Source organism: Thioalkalivibrio sp. ALJ12, from assembly GCF_000378305.1.
In the GTDB taxonomy this organism is placed as follows: domain Bacteria; phylum Pseudomonadota; class Gammaproteobacteria; order Ectothiorhodospirales; family Ectothiorhodospiraceae; genus Thioalkalivibrio.
Genome location: NZ_KB899539.1, coordinates 168,420 through 186,510 on the forward strand (window position 1 = coordinate 168,420; position 18,091 = coordinate 186,510).

Annotated in this window: 15 protein-coding genes; 12 read left to right on the forward strand and 3 right to left on the reverse strand. The window is 65.3% G+C overall.

All coding sequences use genetic code 11. The annotated features are described in order from the left end of the window. Positions 1-8 precede the first annotated feature (8 nt). The 9 genes from uppS (at position 9) to lpxA (ending at position 9,408) form a co-directional block, all read left to right on the forward strand. A complete protein-coding gene (gene uppS, locus F467_RS0108165; RefSeq protein ID WP_018139618.1) occupies positions 9-761 on the forward strand; it encodes a polyprenyl diphosphate synthase in 753 nt (250 codons plus the stop codon). Between the two features lie 10 nt (positions 762-771). Further along, positions 772-1,581 (forward strand): phosphatidate cytidylyltransferase, encoded by an 810-nt coding sequence (locus F467_RS0108170; RefSeq protein ID WP_018139619.1) that lies wholly within the window; start codon positions 772-774, stop codon positions 1,579-1,581. A 20-nt stretch (positions 1,582-1,601) separates the two neighbouring features. Next, positions 1,602-2,807, forward strand: coding sequence for a 1-deoxy-D-xylulose-5-phosphate reductoisomerase (ispC, locus tag F467_RS0108175; RefSeq protein ID WP_018139620.1), 1,206 nt, complete (start codon positions 1,602-1,604; stop codon positions 2,805-2,807). Continuing rightward, entirely contained in the window at positions 2,804-4,165 is a 1,362-nt protein-coding gene (rseP, locus tag F467_RS0108180; protein WP_018139621.1) for an RIP metalloprotease RseP, read from the forward strand. The genes ispC and rseP overlap by 4 nt, the downstream gene beginning before the upstream one ends. A gap of 33 nt (positions 4,166-4,198) precedes the next feature. Continuing rightward, positions 4,199-6,541: an outer membrane protein assembly factor BamA gene (gene bamA, locus F467_RS0108185; RefSeq protein ID WP_018139622.1), complete on the forward strand. Its 2,343-nt coding sequence runs from the start codon at positions 4,199-4,201 to the stop codon at positions 6,539-6,541. Positions 6,542-6,558: 17 nt separating this feature from the next. Next, the gene (locus F467_RS0108190) at positions 6,559-7,098 is read left to right on the forward strand and encodes an OmpH family outer membrane protein (RefSeq protein WP_018139623.1); all 540 of its coding nucleotides are present in this window, start codon (positions 6,559-6,561) and stop codon (positions 7,096-7,098) included. Positions 7,099-7,102: 4 nt separating this feature from the next. Beyond that, positions 7,103-8,104: a UDP-3-O-(3-hydroxymyristoyl)glucosamine N-acyltransferase gene (lpxD, locus tag F467_RS0108195; RefSeq protein ID WP_018139624.1), complete on the forward strand. Its 1,002-nt coding sequence runs from the start codon at positions 7,103-7,105 to the stop codon at positions 8,102-8,104. Positions 8,105-8,170: 66 nt separating this feature from the next. Further along, the gene (gene fabZ / locus F467_RS0108200) at positions 8,171-8,629 is read left to right on the forward strand and encodes a 3-hydroxyacyl-ACP dehydratase FabZ (RefSeq protein WP_018139625.1); all 459 of its coding nucleotides are present in this window, start codon (positions 8,171-8,173) and stop codon (positions 8,627-8,629) included. Then, complete coding sequence (gene lpxA, locus F467_RS0108205; RefSeq protein ID WP_017926286.1) at positions 8,626-9,408, forward strand: acyl-ACP--UDP-N-acetylglucosamine O-acyltransferase; 783 nt, start codon at positions 8,626-8,628, stop codon at positions 9,406-9,408. Before fabZ ends, lpxA begins: the two co-directional genes overlap by 4 nt. Before the next feature lie 26 nt (positions 9,409-9,434). Here lpxA and lpxB read toward each other — a convergent pair whose 3' ends face one another. From lpxB to F467_RS0108220, 3 genes are read right to left on the reverse strand one after another with little or no spacing between them, the layout of a single operon-like run. Next, the gene (gene lpxB, locus F467_RS0108210; protein WP_018139626.1) at positions 9,435-10,589 is read right to left on the reverse strand and encodes a lipid-A-disaccharide synthase; all 1,155 of its coding nucleotides are present in this window, start codon (positions 10,587-10,589) and stop codon (positions 9,435-9,437) included. 22 nt (positions 10,590-10,611) lie between these two features. Continuing rightward, entirely contained in the window at positions 10,612-11,709 is a 1,098-nt protein-coding gene (locus tag F467_RS0108215; RefSeq protein ID WP_018139627.1) for a DegT/DnrJ/EryC1/StrS aminotransferase family protein, read from the reverse strand. Continuing rightward, positions 11,706-12,719, reverse strand: coding sequence for a Gfo/Idh/MocA family protein (locus F467_RS0108220; protein ID WP_018139628.1), 1,014 nt, complete (start codon positions 12,717-12,719; stop codon positions 11,706-11,708). Before F467_RS0108220 ends, F467_RS0108215 begins: the two co-directional genes overlap by 4 nt. A 155-nt stretch (positions 12,720-12,874) precedes the next feature. On the opposite strand from F467_RS0108220, the gene rnhB reads away from it, so the two are divergent. The 3 genes from rnhB to F467_RS0108235 all read left to right on the forward strand — a co-directional run bounded on the left by rnhB (position 12,875) and on the right by F467_RS0108235 (position 18,082). Beyond that, on the forward strand, positions 12,875-13,480 hold the full coding sequence (gene rnhB / locus F467_RS0108225; protein ID WP_026182234.1) for a ribonuclease HII: 606 nt from the start codon (positions 12,875-12,877) through the stop codon (positions 13,478-13,480). After that, the gene (dnaE, locus tag F467_RS0108230) at positions 13,477-16,956 is read left to right on the forward strand and encodes a DNA polymerase III subunit alpha (RefSeq protein ID WP_018139630.1); all 3,480 of its coding nucleotides are present in this window, start codon (positions 13,477-13,479) and stop codon (positions 16,954-16,956) included. The genes rnhB and dnaE overlap by 4 nt, the downstream gene beginning before the upstream one ends. A 160-nt stretch (positions 16,957-17,116) precedes the next feature. Continuing rightward, entirely contained in the window at positions 17,117-18,082 is a 966-nt protein-coding gene (locus F467_RS0108235) for an acetyl-CoA carboxylase carboxyltransferase subunit alpha (RefSeq protein WP_018139631.1), read from the forward strand. Positions 18,083-18,091 lie beyond the last annotated feature (9 nt).

An 18,091-nucleotide genomic window follows, 5' to 3' on the forward strand; every position in this document is an offset into this window, starting at 1 on the left:
ACCCCTGTATGCCGGTTTCCTCCGCCACCGACCCCGCGCTGCCCGGCCACGTTGCCATCATCATGGATGGCAACGGACGCTGGGCCCAGGCCCGTGGCTTGGAGCGCTCCGAAGGCCACCGCGAGGGTCTGGAGGCGACTCGCCGGGCTGTGCGTTTCTACGCCGAACACGGCATTCAGTCCCTCACGGTATTTGCCTTCAGCAGTGAGAACTGGGGGCGCCCCCGTTCCGAGGTCGAGGCGCTCTTTGAACTCTTCGTCACAGCCATCGAGGGAGAGCTCCCCGAGCTGGTCGAGCGCGGCATTCGCCTGAGATTCATCGGCGATCGCGCCACTTTTCCCCCAACGCTACAAACCCGCATGTGCGAGGCCGAAGAGGCCACGGCCGGCAATGAGGGGATGTGCCTGGTGGTGGCGCTGGGGTATGGCGGCCGCTGGGACATCCTGCAGGCGGCCAGGAAGTGGGTGGCCAAGGGGGGTTCGGAGGCCGATGGTGATGCCGAGTCCGCCTTTGCGGCTGAGTTGAGTACGGCCGGTCTGGCCGACGTGGACCTGCTGATCCGCACCGGTGGCGAACAACGCATCAGCAACTTCCTGCTGTGGCAGGCGGCCTACGCCGAAATACTGTTCATCGAGACCTACTGGCCGGATGTTGGCGAGAAGGATTTCGAGCGCAGCCTGGCCTGGTATGCCCAGCGCCAGCGGCGTTTTGGGCGAGTGTCGGCCGGGGCCTATGCAGCGACCGAGGTCCCCGGTGCTTAGAACCCGTGTAATGACCGCCGCGGTAATAGGGCTGCCCGCGCTGGCACTGATCGCGTTTGGGCCCAACTGGGCGGTGCTGGCGTTGATGGCATTGGGAATTGGGCTGGCCACCTGGGAGTGGGGCGAGCTGACCGGACTGCACGCGGCCTGGGAACGTGCGGTTCTGGTCGTGCTGGTGCTGGTGCCACTGGTGGCCCTGGGGCTGACGCTGGCGCAGCCCATGCATTTATTGGTTCTCCTGTTTGCGGTTGTCTGGTGGCTGCTGATTGTGCTGGCGCTACCGTTTTACCGCTCGGGGATCGATGGGCGTGGTCCGCGCCCCAAGCTGCTCACCGTCGCGGCGGTGTTGACGCTGGTGCCCGCGGGGATGGCCGTCGTCTGGCTGCATGCGCTAGCGCCCTGGCTCGTGGTGTACCTGATCGTTCTGGTGGGCTTTGCCGATACCGGTGCCTATTTCGCCGGAAAGGCCTTTGGGCGTACCGCACTGGCTCCGCATATCAGTCCGGGGAAGACCCGCGAAGGGCTGCTCGGCGGTCTGGGCGCGGTGTTCGCTCTGGCCGTAGTGGTGGCCGGTGTCTGGGGGCTGGCGCCCATGGATGCGCTGGTGTTCGTGCTGCTGTCGATCCTGATTGCGCTGGTGTCGGTGGTGGGCGATCTGTTCGAGAGCATCCTCAAGCGCCAGGCGGGAGCCAAGGACAGCGGTTCCTTGCTACCCGGTCACGGGGGTATTCTGGATCGCATCGACAGCCTGATCGCGGCGGCCCCGATCTTTCTGGCCGGCTTGCTCTGGCTGGCCTTGTTGCCCGTCCCCGGGGCATGAGAATTCGCAGGTAACACGTTATGAGCCCCACGCGGATCACCATACTCGGTTCCACCGGCAGTATCGGCGTCAGCACGCTGGATGTGGTGTCGCGCCAGCCGGACCGCTTTCACGTCTATGCGCTGACCGCGCATCGCAATGTCGAACGTCTGAAGGCGCAATGTCTGCAGGTGCGACCGCGCGTGGCCGTCGTTGCCGAAGAGGACGCCGCGAGCGAGCTTCGGCGCGAGCTGGAGGCGGCCGGTTGTCCCACGGAGGTGCGAGCGGGGCCGAAAGCGTTGGCCGAGGTGGCGGAGGCGCCGGAGGTGGATGCCGTGATGGCGGCCATTGTCGGTGCGGCCGGGCTCCTGCCGACTCTGGCGGCGGCCGAGGCCGGCAAGCGTGTGCTCCTGGCCAACAAGGAGGCACTGGTCATGTCCGGGGCGCTATTGATTGATGCCGTGCGTCGTTCCGGGGCCTGCCTGTTGCCGATCGACAGCGAACACAACGCCATTTTCCAGTGTCTGCCGACGGGGTACGTCTGCGCGGACGAGGTGGCGCCGCATGGCGTCGAGCGCATCTGGCTGACCGCCTCGGGTGGCCCGTTCCGCGACCGGCCTCTCGATACCTTTGGCGACATCTCGCCGGACGAGGCCTGTGCCCACCCGAACTGGGACATGGGGCGCAAGATTTCGGTCGATTCCGCGACGATGATGAACAAGGGGCTGGAGGTGATCGAGGCCTGCTGGCTGTTCGCGGTGAAGCCCTCGGCCATCCAGGTCGTTCTGCACCCGCAAAGCATCGTGCACTCGATGGTGGCGTACAACGACGGCTCGGTGCTTGCCCAGATGGGCAATCCCGATATGCGCACGCCGATCGCGCATGCGCTGGCCTGGCCCGACCGGGTGGCGTCCGGAGTGGCGCCACTGGATCTTCTGGGTGTGGGGCCGCTGGAGTTTCGCGAGCCGGAGGCCGAACGGTTCCCGGCGTTGGGGCTGGCCTATCGGGCCATGGACCAGGGCGGTACCGCTACCGCCGTGATGAACGCGGCGAACGAGGTCGCGGTGGAGGCGTTCCTCTCGGGTGGCCTGGCCTTCAGCGACATCGCGGTGGTTATCGAGCGGACGCTGGACGCTCTGCCGACGCAGGCCGCCGATTCCCTGGAGCGTGTGCTGGCGGCGGATGCCGAGGCACGCGCTCATGCCGGTAGCGAGATCGGGCGTCTGCAACGCCGGGCGGTGTCATGACGCTGTTGACCAGTCTGCTGGCGTTTGCCGTGGCCATCGGTGTGCTGGTGACGGTGCACGAGTACGGGCACTACCTCGCGGCGCGCGCGATGGGAGTCAAGGTTCTGCGGTTCTCGGTCGGGTTTGGGCGGCCGTTGCTGAGCCGCCGGATCGGGCGGGATCGGACGGAATTCGTCGTGGCGGCTCTGCCGCTTGGCGGGTACGTGAAGATGCTCGACGAGCGCGAGGGTGATGTCGCGCCTGAAGAACTGGATCGGGCCTTCAACAACAAGGGTCTGAAGGCGCGCACGTTCATCGTGTCCGCCGGCCCGCTCGCGAATTTCCTGTTCGCGATCGTCGCTTATGGTGCGATGTTCATGATTGGCGTTGGCGGGGTGCGACCGGTGGTGGGCGACATCACCGCGGACAGCCCGGCGGCGGTCGCGGGCCTGGAGCGTGGCGAAGAGATTCTTGCGGTGGACGGGCGGGCCGTACGGGACTGGGAGCAAACGAACCTTCGGCTCCTTGACCACGCCGTACGGGGTGATACGGTGCCGGTTCTCGTGCGCGACCGCGATGGCCGCGAGGTGGAGCGCACGCTGGATCTGCGCGATCGTCAGGCGATCCTGGGCCAGGGGCAATTCCTGGAGCAGGTGGGGCTCGCGCCTTATCGCCCGGCACTGGTGCCGCGCATCGGCCAGGTCGAGTCGGGCAGTCCCGCGGCGGCGGCCGGGCTTGAGCCTGGCGACCGTGTTCTTGCCGTGGACGGTGATGCGATCGACGACTGGAACGACTGGGTCCGCCGCATTCAGGCGAGCCCGGAGCGTGAACAGGTCGTGCAGGTGGAACGTGGTGACCAAACGGTCGAGCTGAGGGTTACGCCGGAGGCAATCGCCACCAATGGCGAGACCATCGGGCGCATCGGTGCCGGGGTGGATCCGGACCAGCCCGCGGCGCGCGAGATGGCGGTACTGGTGCGCCAGGGCCCCGTGGAGGCGCTGGTTTCCGGGGCGGCCCGTACCTGGGATGTCTCGATACTGACGGTCGGCATCCTCTGGCGCATGGTCACCGGCGAGGCCTCGGTCAAAAACATCAGCGGACCGGTTACCATAGCCGAGTTTGCGGGCACCACAGCGGTGATCGGGATCTCGGCCTTCCTCGGGTTCCTGGCGCTGGTGAGTGTGTCGCTGGGGATCATCAATCTGTTGCCGATCCCGCTGCTGGATGGTGGCCACCTGCTGTATTACGCGGTGGAGGCGGTTAAAGGGAGTCCGGTGTCCGAGCGCGCCCAGATCATCGGGCAGCAGTTCGGCATCCTCGCGATCGCCGGGTTGATGTTGCTGGCCCTCTACAACGATTTGACACGTCTGTTCGGGTAACCCCGAAACAGCCCTTCTGAATTGGCGGAAAGCATGTCGCGAAACAGCTTGAGAGCAATAGCCCTGGTCGGTCTCCTGGGTCTGGCAGGTACGGCCTGGGGACAGACCTACCAGATCGAAGATATCGAGATCGAGGGGCTGGAACGGATTACCGCGGGTACGGCGCTCAGCTATCTGCCAGTTGAAGTGGGCGACACCTTCGACGAAAGCCAGAGCCCGGACATCATCCGCGAGATGTTCCAGACGGGGTTTTTCGACGACGTGGAGATTGCCCGGCGCGGGAATGTGCTGGTGGTGATTGTCTCCGAGCGTCCGGCGATCAACGAGATCAATTTTTCCGGGAATCGTGACATCCCGGACGATGGCCTGCGCGAGGCCCTTCAAGCGGCCGGCCTGCGCAGCGGTCGCGTGTTCAACCGCACGATGCTCGACCGGATCGAGAGCGAACTGCGACAGCAGTACTTCGCTCGCGGCCGCTACAACGTCGAGGTGGATGTCGAGATTATCGACCTGCCGCGCAACCGCGTGGATATCGAGATCGATATCGCCGAAGGCCCTGTGGCGCGTATCCAGCAGGTCAATGTGGTGGGCAACGAGACCTTCACCGACCGCGAACTGACCCGCCGGTTTGATTCGGGCGTACCCCGCTGGTGGGCCTTCTTCAGTCGGCGGGACCACTATTCCCGCGAGAAGCTGTCGGGCGACCTTGAGCAGTTGCGTTCGCACTACCTGGACGAGGGCTTTCTCGAGTTCGATATCGATTCCACCCAGGTGACCCTGACGCCGGACCGCCGCGATCTGTTCATCACGATTAACGTGGATGAGGGTGAGCGCTATACCGTCACCGGATTCGACCTGGCGGGTGATTTCGTGGTGTCGCGGGACGAGTTGGAAGAGCTGGTCGAGATTGATGTGGGCGAACCCTTCTCGCGCAGCCAGGTGACGCAATCCGCCGAGCGGATCACCAATCGCCTGATGCAGGACGGCTATGCATTCGCCAACGTGAATCCCGTGCCGGATGTCGATGAGGACAGCCGCGAGGTCGATATCACCTTCTTTATCGACCCAGGCCCGCGTGTATACGTTCGGCGCATCCAGATCACTGGTAACGAGAATACGGAGGAGCGCGTCTATCGCCGCGAGCTGCGGCAGATGGAGAGCTCCTGGTACAACGGGGCCCTGATCGAGCGTTCTCGCGTGCGGCTGCAGCGTCTGCCATTCGTGCAGAGCGTGAACGTGGAGACGCAGCGAGTCCCCGGTACTGACGACGAGGTGGATCTGAACATCACGGTGACCGAGCAGCAATCCGGCGCGTTGACGCTTGGGGCGGGCTTCTCGCAGAACCAGGGGTTGTTGTTGACCGCGGGGTTGCAGCAGGACAACTTCCTGGGTACGGGTAACCGCTTTAATGCGGAGGTCAGTACCAGCCGAGTGAACCAGATCTTCCGCATGAGCGTGACCAACCCGCACTACACCCCCGCCGGGGCCAGCCGTGGGTTCTCTGTCTTCTACCGCAAGATCGACGCCGAAGAGGCGAACATCTCGCGCTATTCCTCGAACCGCTATGGCTTTGACGTGAGCTACGGGATCCCGCTGTCGGAGTTCGACCGTGTTCGCATCGTACCCGGATTCGAACACATTGATATCGACACGGTCGAACGTGACGGCCGGCGGGGCAGCCCGGACGAGATCTTTGACGAGGTCGACGAGTTCGGTAGTTCGGCAAATTTCTACAAGATCGAGACGAGTTATATCCACGACACGCGCGATCGCACGACCTTCGCCACCCAGGGGCGACGCCACCGCATTGGTCTGGAACTGGCCGTGCCCGGCAGTGATCGGGAGTTCTACAAGCTGACCTATTCGGGCGAGGAGATCTTCCGCCTGTCGGATCGTTATTCCTTCAGTATCTCGGGTGGGATTGCCTACGCGGATGGCTATGGCGGCTCCGAGCTGCCGTTCTATGAACGGCTGTTTGCCGGTGGTATTCGTTCGGTGCGTGGTTACGAGGACAACCGCCTCGGGGATCAGCGCGAGCTGCGCGAATTCCGGGACGAGAATGTGCCTGCGACGCGCGACTCCAATGACGACCCGTATGGCGGCCGCTTCCGTACCACGATCTCAGGGGAGTTGTTCTACCCGCTGCCGTTCGCGGCTGACAACGACGCGGTGCGGATGAGCACCTTTGTCGATGCCGGTAATGTGTTCAACGATCCGGGCGACTGGGACGTCGGCGAGTTGCGGGCGTCCGCTGGCTTCGCGATAACCTGGTTCTCGCCGGTGGGGCCGCTGAGCTTTAGCGTGGCCGAGCCGCTGAACGACCAGCCGGAAGACGATATTCAGCGCTTCCAGTTCCTGCTGGGGGCGTCCTTCTGAGCGCGAGGAGCAAGAACATGAGTCAGCGCAGTGGGACCATGAAGGGCGGCGTCTCCCTGGCGCTGTCCGCCGTGCTGTTGTTGGCGGGCTGGCTGGCCCTCCCGGCCCAGGCCGGGGCTCAGAACGTGGCATTCGTGACGATGAACCGCATCCTGGAGGACTCGCCGCAGGCCGAGCAGGCCATGCGCGAGCTGGAGCGTGAGTTCTCCCCGCGTGACGCCGAGCTGGTGGCCGAACGCGAAGAACTCCAGCGCATGCGTGACCGGCTGGAGCGCGACGGCGACATGATGAATCCCTCCGAGCGGGCCGATCTGGAGCGGGAGTTTTCCCAGCGGTCGCGTGAGTTCCGGCGCGCCCAGGAGAGCTTTAGCGAGGACCTGAACGTTCGCCGTAACGAAGAGCTGTCCCGGCTGCAGCGGAGGATCAACGACGCGATTGTGGAACTGGCGCGCGAACGCGAGATCGACGTCATCCTGACTGAACGCAACGTGCTCTACGCCAGCGACCGGGTCGACATCACGGACGATATCCTTGCCGCAATGCAGCGCGACGACTGAGCGGGTGATCACCGCCGGAGACCTCGCCGTACATCTGGGCGGCGAGCTCACCGGGCCGGCCGAGATCCCGTTGCGAGGGCTGGCGACGCTTGCCCGGGCCGGGCCGGCGGATGTGTCCTTTGTTACGAATCCCGATCGCTATCGCGATGCCCTGGACTCTACCGAAGCGGGCTGTGTGTTGGTCCCCAGGGTGGGTGCCAAGTCGGTGAGCACGACAGCGCGTGCCTGGATTGCCGTCGATGATCCCTACCGCGCCTATGGGCAGGCGTCCCGCTGGTTTGGTGCCGGGCGCCGATGCGGTACTCCCGGTGTTGACCCAAGCGCGCGAGTGCATCCTGACGCACGCCTGGCCGCTGATGCGGAGGTTGGACCGGGCGTGGTGATTGGCGCCGGTTGCCGTATTGGTGCCGGTGTGGTGATTGGCGCACACAGCGTTCTGGGCGCGCGAGTTGAGGTAGGGGAGGAGAGCTATCTCTATCCTCGGGTCAGCCTGCTGAACGGAGTGCAAATCGGCAGACGTGCCATCATCCATAGTGGCGCGGTACTGGGTGCCGATGGGTTTGGATTCGCAAGCGGTCCGGATTCCACCTGGGAGAAGATCGAGCAGTTGGGGGATGTGCGCGTGGGCGATGATGTGGAGATTGGTGCCAACTCCACTATCGATCGCGGATCGCTGGAGTCCACGCGGATTGGCAACGGGGTCAAGATCGACAACCTCGTCCATGTTGCCCATAACGTTCAGATTGGCGACCATACGGCCATAGCGGGTTGTGTGGGGATTGCGGGCAGCGCACGCATCGGGGCGCATTGCGCCATTGGGGGCGGGGTCGGGATTCTCGGCCACCTGGCGATAGCCGATCGGGTGACACTGCACGCGATGACGCTCGTCACGCGCTCGATTGATCAACCAGGGGAGTATGCGTCCGGTGTCCCTCACCAGGAGGCCCGGTTGTGGAATCGCATGCTGGCACGGCTGCGTCGGCTCGCCCGGACACGGGATGCATGAAACCCGCTTGTGTTGGAGTCGTCCGTTGGTCTCGGCTCATCAGAATCAGCAAAAAAGGAATGCCGCGTGGATGACTTCAATGTCCAGGAGATCATGCGCTATCTGCCGCATCGATATCCGTTTCTCATGGTCGACCGGGTGCTGGAGTGGGAGGCCGGCGTCTACCTGACCGGGATCAAGAACGTCAGCATCAACGAGCCCTATTTTCAGGGGCATTTCCCGATCAAGCCGGTGATGCCCGGTGTCCTGATCCTCGAGGCGCTGGCGCAGGCCACGGGTCTCCTGGCGTTCAAAACCGAAGAGGCGCGTAACGAGAATCAGGACAAGCAGCAGCTGTACCTGTTTGTCGGCATCGACGAGGCACGTTTTCGCCGCCAGGTGGTACCCGGCGACCAGCTCCACCTGCGTGTGGATCTCAAGCGCACCATGCGCGGCATCTGGCGCTTTGACGCGGTCGCCCGTGTGGGCGACGACGTCTGTGCCACGGCGCAGCTGATGTGTTCCGGGCAGGAAATCCCCTCGTGATCGACCCTCGGGCTGACGTGCACCCGAGCGCGGAGCTGGACTCCTCGGTCGAGGTCGGGCCTTTCAGCGTGATCGGTCCGAATGTGCGAATCGGGGCCGGTACCCGCGTGGGTCCGCATGTGGTGATCCGCGGCCCTACCGAGATCGGTCGCGAGAACCGCATCTTCCAATTCTCCTCGATCGGCGAGGAACCCCAGGACACGACCTACAAGGGCGAGCCGACGAGGCTGGTGATTGGGGATCGCAACGTGATCCGCGAATCGGTCACGCTGCACCGGGGAACGGAGAAAGGGCTCGGTGAGACCGTGATCGGTCACGACAACCTGATTATGGCCTACGTGCATATCGCGCACGACTGCACCATCGGCAACAAGATCATCTTCTCCAACGCGACTTCGCTGGCGGGTCACGTCGAGATTCAGGACAACGTGACCCTGGGTGGCTTTACCCTGGTACACCAGTTCTGTCGGGTGGGGACCTTTGCCTTTACCAGCATGGGCGCGGCGCTTAACCGTGACCTGCCGCCCTACTGCCTGGCCAGTGGCAACTACGCGCGGCTGATCGGGATCAACAAGGTCGGGCTGCGGCGCAATGGCTTCTCCAACGAGGCGATCCAGGCGCTGCATCGGGTCTTTATCCTCGGCATGCGTGGTCGCGCCGGCCGCGAGCGCCATCTGGAGACGATGTTCGACGAGACCGAGGTCCCGGAAGTGCGCAACCTGATCGGGTTCGTGCGTAACAGCCAGCGCGGCATACTTCGTGGCGGGCGGCCGCACTAGGGAAACGCTGATCCCCGAGGCCGGATTCAACCTTGGGACAGATGCCCCTGGCTGAGCAGTTCCTGCGCCATCTCGGCGATACGGCGGTCGGCCCCGCCGTCTCCCAGACGTTCACGGATCGAGGCCAGGGACTCCCGCATCGCGCCGAGCCGCTCCGGGTGTCGCAGCAGGTCGAGCGCGTCCGACGCGAGGCGTTCGGGGTTCGCCTGGCGCTGAAGGTATTCGGGGACCAGTCGTTCGCCCGCGACGATGTTGACCAGGGCGATATTCTCCAGGCGGACCAGGCGGGAAAAGACCGCGTGGCTAAGCCCTCCCATTCGGTAGAACACCAGCATCGGCGCCTGGAGCAGTCCGGCCTCGAGCGTGGCCGTGCCCGAGGCAATCAACAGCAGATCGGCACCCGCCATCAGCGCGTGCGTGCCATCCTCGCCCGAGACAAACGAGATCGGCAGGCCGTCGCGCGGCGCCAGTGCGTCCAGGCGCGACGGGTCCACTCCCGGGGCCAGCGCGACCACGAAGCGCAGTGCGGGCTCCTCCCCGTGCATCCGTCGCGCGGCCTCGACCAGGAGCGGCCAGTGGCGCTTGAGCTCTCCGCTGCGGCTGCCGGGCAAGAGCCCGATCACGCGTTCATCTTCGGCGACGGCGATCTGTTCCGCTAACGGTACGGTGGGTTCCTGGACCCGGTCCACCAGTGGATTGCCCACGTAGCGCACCGGGACGCCGGCACGTTCGTAAATCTCGGTTTCGAACGGAAACAGCACCGCCATCGCATCGACGCACTGCTGAATCCGGCGGATTCGCCCGGATCGCCAGGCCCACAACTGGGGGCTGACATAGAACAGGACCGGGATACCCAGGCGTCGTGCATGTGCCGCCAGGCGCAGATTGAATTCGACGTAGTCGACCAGGACCAGCAGGTCCGGACGGTTGTGCTCCAGGTGGGTACCCATGCGCCGGAACAGTCGGCGCAGGCGCGGGTAGTTCACCAGGACGTCGACGAGCCCGACGACCGCGAGTTCCTCGACATCAATTAGCGTCTCGACACCCGCATCGCGCATCTGGGCGCCGCCCATGCCGGAGTATCGGACTTCGGGCTCCAGGATCGCGAGTTCGCGTACCAGCCCGGCCCCCAGGGCATCGCCGGAGCTCTCTCCGGCGCAGATGACCACGTGGCGTCGCATGGGGCCGGGTCTGTCTCGGCGCTTAGGCGAGGGCGCGCCGGATGGTGTCGCAGATCATCTCGATCTGGCCGTCCTCGAGCTCGGGGAACACCGGAAGGGACAGGCAGCGTGCGGTGACGGATTCGGTGACCGGAAGACTCGCAGGCAGGTTCGGCAGATCCGCGAAGGCTTTTTGCTGGTGCAGCGGGACCGGGTAGTAGATCGCGTGCGCGATCTCGGCCTCTTTCAGGGCTTGCATGATCGCGTCACGGTGATCGGTCAGAAGCGTGTACTGGTGGTAGACATGCGTACCGATACCGTCTTCGTGCGGGGTCTGAACTGGCAGGCCCTCCAAGCCCTTGCGGTAGCTGGCGGCGACGCGCCGGCGCTGGGCGTTGTACGCGTCGATGTGCGGCAGTTTCACCCGCAGGATTGCCGCCTGCATCTCGTCCAGGCGGCTGTTGTAGCCCACCTCGTCGTGGTAGTAGCGCTCGCTGGACCCGTGGTTGCGCAGTCGCTTCAGGGCCTCGGCCGAGGTCGGGCAGCTGGTGGTGACCAGACCGCCGTCGCCGAAGGCCCCGAGGTTCTTCGAGGGGAAGAACGAGAAGCAGCCAAAGGCATTGGCGGACCCGGTCTGCGCGCCATCGATGGCGGCGCCAAAGGACTGGGCGCAATCCTCGACGATCAGGAGCTTGTGGCGTTCGGCGATGGCCTGCAGGCGTGGCAGGTCGGCCGGCTGTCCGAACAGGTGCACGGGAATGATTGCCTTGGTGCGTTCGGTGACCGCCGCTTCGACCCGCTCCGGGTCGATGTTGAAGGTATCGGGATCGATGTCCACGAACACCGGATCGGCCCCCACATAGCGAATTGCCTCGGCGGTGGCGATGAAGGTGAATGGCGTGGTGATCACCTCGTCGCCCGGGCCGATGCCTGCGGCGGCCAGGGCCAGATGCAGCGCATCCGTCCCCGAGGCGCAGGTAATCGCATGTTCCACACCGAGATAGCGCGCCAGCTCGTCTTCCAGCGCCTGGACATTGGGGCCCAGGACGTAGCGGGCCCCGGCCAGGACCTCCTGCAGCGCGGCATCGATTTCGGGACGCAGGCTCTGGTACTGGCGCTGCAGGTCGACCATCGGGATCACGGCTTGACTCCTGTGCGAGTGTTTTCGAGGTGGCTGTGGGGGCCGTCGGCCTGGCCCATCACGTTGAGGTTCTGATAGACGAGCTTCGTGATTTGCTCGGCGGTGGCCAGCGCGCGCTGGCCGTCGCGGCCGCTGACCACGACCGGGCCTTCGCCGCGTACGGCGGCCACGAAGGCGCGGATCTCGGCGAGCAGGGCATCGGCCTCGTCGAAGACGCTCTCGTCCCGGTGGATCTCCGGGGCACCGGTCTCCGGATCGGGCGCGCCGATGTGGTTGAGCGACAGGATGCGGTTCTGAAAGTCCACCGAGGCATAGGCATGCGACTGGAAGATGCGCATGCGCCGCTCGGACTTGTTGCTGACGCGCGAGGAGGTGACGTTCGCCACACAGCCGTTGGCGAACTCCAGGCGGGCGTTGGCAATGTCGATGTCCTGCGTGAGCACACGGGCGCCAGAGGCACGGACCTCGGTTAGCGGTGAGTCCGTCAGGGACAGGATGATATCGATGTCGTGGATCATCAGATCCAGCACGACCGAGACGTCAGTCGCGCGGGGCTTGTAGGGCGCCAGACGGTGCGATTCGATAAAGCGCGGATGCAGCGGATCGTCGGTCAGTCGGCGCAGGGCGGCATTGAAGCGTTCCAGGTGCCCGACCTGCAGCACGACCCCTTTGGCCTCGGCCAGCTGGTTCAGGGCCTCGGCCTGTTCCAGCGTCGCGGTAATCGGTTTTTCCACCAGCACATGGCACCCGGCGTCGAGAAAGTCCCGGGCGATGTCGTAGTGCAGGGTGGTCGGCGCGGCGATCGAGACCGCATCGACCTGCCCGAGTAGTTCGCGGTGATCGGTGACCGCGGCGCAGCCATGTTCGGCGGCGACACGCTCGGCGGTGGCGGCATCGGCATCGGCTACGGCGACCAGTTCGGTCTCGGGCAGGGCGGCGTATTTGGCGGCATGCCATTTGCCAAGGTGACCGACGCCGATCGCGGCGCAGCGCAGGGGATTCTGAGACATGGGCGGGCTCGAGGTTCGTGGGGCGTGTGCTAGGATTTCCGGCGCTATTGTAACGGATCGCCCGGACTGCGCATGTCCGCGATCCATTCCCGCTATTGTCCAGGGAAACACGGGTTTCAGTGTTCCCTTGGTGTCCAGGCCCGATCGGGGGTTCGATGTCCGCAAACAGGGTGGCAAACGCTTGGGTCGCGGGCGTCGACGAGGTGGGACGTGGCCCACTGGCGGGGCCTGTGGTGGCGGCCGCGGTGATCCTGCCGGAAGGTTTTGAGGCACCGGGACTGACCGATTCCAAGAAGCTCTCGGCGCGTCGCAGGCAGGCGCTGGATGTCGAGATTCGCGAACGCGCGGTGGCCTGGGCGCTGGGGCGAGCCGAGGCGGCCGAGATCGACGCATTGAACATCCATCGCGCGACCCTGCTGGCGATGCAGCGCGCGGTGGCCGCATTGTCGCAGGTGCCCGATCACCTGCTGGTCGATGGGCGCTTTACGCCAGAGGGCCCCTGGAGCGCCGAGGCGATCGTCGGCGGGGATGGCTCCGTAGCAGCAATCAGCGCGGCCTCGGTCATCGCCAAGGTGGCGCGCGACGCGGAGATGACGGCCCTGCACGAACGCTATCCCGACTACGGCTTTGATCGCCATGCAGGCTACCCGACGGCCTACCACCGAGACGCGCTGGCGCGCCTCGGGCCGTGCGTGGAGCACCGTCGCAGCTTTGGGCCGGTGGCGCGGGCGCTGGCCGCTGTTACGGGGGAAGGGGCATGAGCAGCGAATGGCACAACCCCGGCTTTGTGCACCTGCGGGTGCACTCCGAGTATTCGCTGATCGACGGACTGGTGCGCCTGAAGCCGCTGGTCGCGGCGGTCGCGGAGAAGGGCATGCCCGCCGTCGCGGTGACCGATCACTGCAACCTGTTCGGGCTGGTGAAGTTCTATCGGGCGGCCATTGCCCAGGGTGTGCAACCGATCATCGGGGCTGATCTGCTGGTGCGGGACGCCCGTGCCGACGGGAGCGTGGCGCGCATAACCCTGCTGGCGCAGAACGACCCCGGCTACCGCAACCTCACCCGACTGATTTCGCGTGCCTGGCAGGAAGGGCAGGAAAAGGGCATCCCCAGGATCGACGCCGAATGGCTGGACAGCGCGGCCGAGGGCCTGATCGCCCTGTCGGGTGGCATCGATGGTCTGTTCGTGAGCGGCTCCGGGGTGGCGCGCGCACTGACCCAGGATGAGCTTGGCCCCTGGCTGAAGCGTTTTCCCGGGCGCTTCTATCTGGAGCTGACGCGCACCGAGCGCCCGGGCGAGGAGGCCTGGATCGAGCAGGCCCTGACAGCGGCGGAGCAGTTCGATCTGCCGGTGGTGGCGACCAACGACGTGCGCTTTCTCAAGGCCGAGGATTTCGAGGCCCACGAGGCGCGTGTCTGCATTCATGACGGCACCACGCTGGATGACCCCTCGCGTCCGCGGCGCTACTCGGAAAACCAGTACCTTGCCAGCCCGGAGGAGATGGCGGAACGCTTCTCGGATATCCCCGAGGCCCTGGCAAACTCGGTGGCAATCGCGCGGCGCTGCAGCGTGAGCCTGACGCTTGGGGAGTCAGTGTTGCCGGATTTCCCGGTGCCGGAGGGATACACCGTCGAGGATCACCTGCGGGAGACCTCCGCGAAGGGGCTCGCGGCACGGCTGGAGCGTTTCCAGTTCGCCGAGCGTTCGGAGTACGACGAACGCCTGAAGCTCGAACTGGACGTGATTTGCCAGATGGGTTTCCCCGGCTACTTCCTGATCGTGGCCGACTTTATCCAGTGGGCCAAGGACAACGGCATCCCGGTGGGCCCGGGGCGTGGCTCGGGCGCGGGTTCGCTGGTCGCCTATGTGCTGGGTATTACGGACCTGGATCCATTGCGTTATGAGCTTCTCTTTGAGCGCTTTCTTAACCCCGAGCGCGTCTCCATGCCCGACTTCGATGTCGATTTCTGCATGGAGAAACGCGACGACGTGATCGACTACGTGGCCGAGCGCTACGGCCGCGACAAGGTCTCGCAGATCATCACCCACGGCACTATGGCCGCGAAGGCGGTCGTGCGCGACTGTGGCCGCGTACTGGGCTATGGCTACGGCTTTGTCGACCGTATCGCCAAGCTGATCCCGTTCGAGCTGGGCATGACCCTGGGCAAGGCCCTGGCCGAGAGCGAGGACCTGAAGGCGCAGTACGATCAGGACGAGGAGGTGCGCGGGATCATCGATCTGGCGCTCAAGCTCGAGGGGCTTACGCGCAACGCGGGCAAGCACGCCGGTGGCGTGGTGATCGCCCCCTCGGCGCTGACCGACTTCTCGCCGCTGTACTGCGAAGACGATGGCGGCTCGCTGGTGACCCACTTCGACAAGGACGACGTCGAGGCCGTGGGCCTGGTGAAGTTTGACTTCCTCGGGCTGCGCACGCTGACGATCATCGACTGGGCGGTCGAGAACGTGCGCAAGATGGACCCGGAGGCCCGCATCGACCTGGATGCGGTCCCGCTGGATGACCCCGACACCTTCAAGCTGCTGAAGGCCTACCAGACCACGGCGGTGTTCCAGCTGGAATCGGGCGGGATGAAGGATCTGATTCGGCGCCTCCAGCCGGACAGCTTCGAGGACATCATCGCGCTGGTGGCCCTGTACCGGCCGGGCCCGTTGCAGTCGGGGATGGTGGACGACTTCATCGACCGCAAGCACGGTCGCGCGCAGGTGGAGTACCCGCATCCGGATCTGGAGCCGATCCTGCAGCCGACCTACGGCGTCATCCTGTACCAGGAGCAGGTCATGCAGATCGCCCAGGTCCTGGCGAACTACACCCTGGGCGGCGCCGACCTGCTGCGCCGTGCGATGGGCAAGAAAAAGCCCGAGGAGATGGCCAAACAGCGCCAGATCTTCATGGAGGGCGCGCTGGGGCGTGGGGTCGAGGAGGGGACCGCGACCTACATCTTCGACTTGATGGAGAAATTCGCCGGCTACGGCTTCAACAAGTCGCACTCGGCCGCCTACGCCCTGGTCGCCTATCAGACCGCCTGGCTGAAGGCGCATTATCCGGCGCCGTTCATGGCGGCGGTGCTGTCCGCGGATATGGACAACACCGACAAGGTCGTGGGCCTGATCGAGGAATGCCGGAACATGGGCCTGAAGGTCCTGCCGCCGGACGTGAACCAGTCGGACTACCGCTTTACCTGCCTCGATGCGCAGACGGTGGTCTATGGCCTCGGGGCGATCAAGGGCGTGGGTGAGTCTGCGATCGACACGCTGTTGAAGGCACGCTCGGCGGACGGGTCCTTCCACGGGCTGATCGACCTGTGCCAGCGCGTGGACCTGTCCAAGCTCAACAAGCGGGTGCTGGAGACGCTGGTGCGCGCGGGTGCGCTGGATGCGATCGGTGCGAACCGCGCGACGCTGCTGAACGACATCCCCACGGCCGTGGCCGCGGCGGAACAGACCGAGCGCAATGCGAGCCTGGGTGTGGTGGACCTGTTTGGCGATCCGGCGGCTGCGGTGGTCCCGGAGAGCGAGACCCTCCCGGAGATGGAGGACGACGATCGTCTGCGCGGGGAGAAAGAGACGCTCGGCCTGTACCTGACCGGACACCCGGTCGAGCGCTATCGCGCCGAGCTCAAGCGGTTGACGGGCAGTACGTTCGCGGATCTGGAGGCGAAGCTGGAGCAGCGGCCCGATGACAGCGGCCAGCAGGGGCGGCGTGGGCGCCAGGAGACTGTGCGCATTGCCGGCCTGGTCGTGGGGGTGCGGGTGCGTAATACGCAGAACGGGCGCATGGGCATCGCGACCCTGGATGACCGCAGCGGGCGTGCCGAGATCGTACTGTTCAACGACGACTTCACCACCTACCGCGATCGGCTGGAGCCGGACACCCTTCTGGTGGCCGAGGGGACGGTGGCGCTGGATGACTATGCCGGCGGCATCCGCATGCGGGCCCGGGCCGTGTACACCCTGGACGAGGCGCGGGCGCAGTGGGCGCGCGCCCTGCACCTGTGCCTGGAGGGGGTGCACGCCGAGCAGGTGCAGAACCTGCGCGGCCTGATGGAGGAATATCGCGATGGTCAGTGCCGAGTCCACCTGTGCTACCGGCGGGATGGTTTCGAGGCCGAGCTGAGCCTGCCCGAGGCCTGGGCCATTCGTCCGGACGAGCGGCTATTGCGCAATCTGCAGCAGAGCCTGGGCCCGGGCTGCGAGGCCCAGGTCCTGTACGGCCGTTGATTCTGTCGGCATCTACGCAATTAGGCGTTGTGATCAACAGCCCTGAGCCACCGCATGTCGCTGCACATCCGCCTCGGCCGGTCTCGAACGGGCAGCGAAGTGCGGGGTAATTGGTTACAATTCCGCGCCTGACGCCCATCTTTCCGACGCGGGACCCTGCATGAATCCGGATTTTCTCGACTTCGAACAGCCCATTGCCGAACTGGAAGCCAAGATTCGGGATCTGCGCTATGTGGGTGACGATGCCGAGGTCAACATCCAGGAAGAGATCCAGCGGCTGGAGGAGAAGTGCCGTTCGCTGACGGAGAGCATCTTCGCCAAGCTCACCCCCTGGCAGGTGGCGCAGATGTCGCGTCATCCCAAGCGCCCGTACACGCTGGACTACATCCCGCAGTTGTTCGACGAGTTCGAGGAGCTGCACGGTGACCGGACCTACGCGGATGATCCGGCCATCGTGGGGGGCGTGGCCCGCCTCGACGGGCGCCCGGTAATGATCATCGGCCATCAGAAAGGTCGCCAGACGCGCGAGAAGGTCTACCGCAACTTCGGGATGCCGCGCCCGGAGGGCTACCGCAAGGCCCTGCGGCTGATGGAGACGGCCGAGCGTTTTCGCCTGCCGGTCCTTACGTTCATCGACACCCCGGGTGCCTATCCGGGCGTGGGTGCCGAGGAGCGCGGCCAGAGCGAGGCGATCGCCCGCAACCTGATGGTGATGGCGCGGCTGGATACCCCGATCATCGCGACCGTGATCGGCGAGGGCGGCTCCGGCGGCGCGCTGGCGATCGGGGTCGGGGATGCCACGCTGATGCTGCAGTACTCGACCTACTCGGTCATCTCGCCGGAAGGCTGTGCCTCCATTCTCTGGAAGAGTGCCGAACGCGCGTCCGAGGCAGCGGAGGCGCTGGGCATTACCTCGCAACGGCTGCACGATCTGGGGCTGGTCGATCGCATCGTCTCCGAGCCACTGGGCGGGGCCCATCGCGATCCGGAGACGATGTCGGCACACCTGCGCTCGGCGCTGCTGGAAACCCTTGATGGCCTGGAGGCGCTGGACCCGGCCAAGCGGCTGGATCGGCGTTACCGCCGCCTGATGGACTACGGTGCCTTCCAGGAAGCCACTTCCTGAGACACCGGG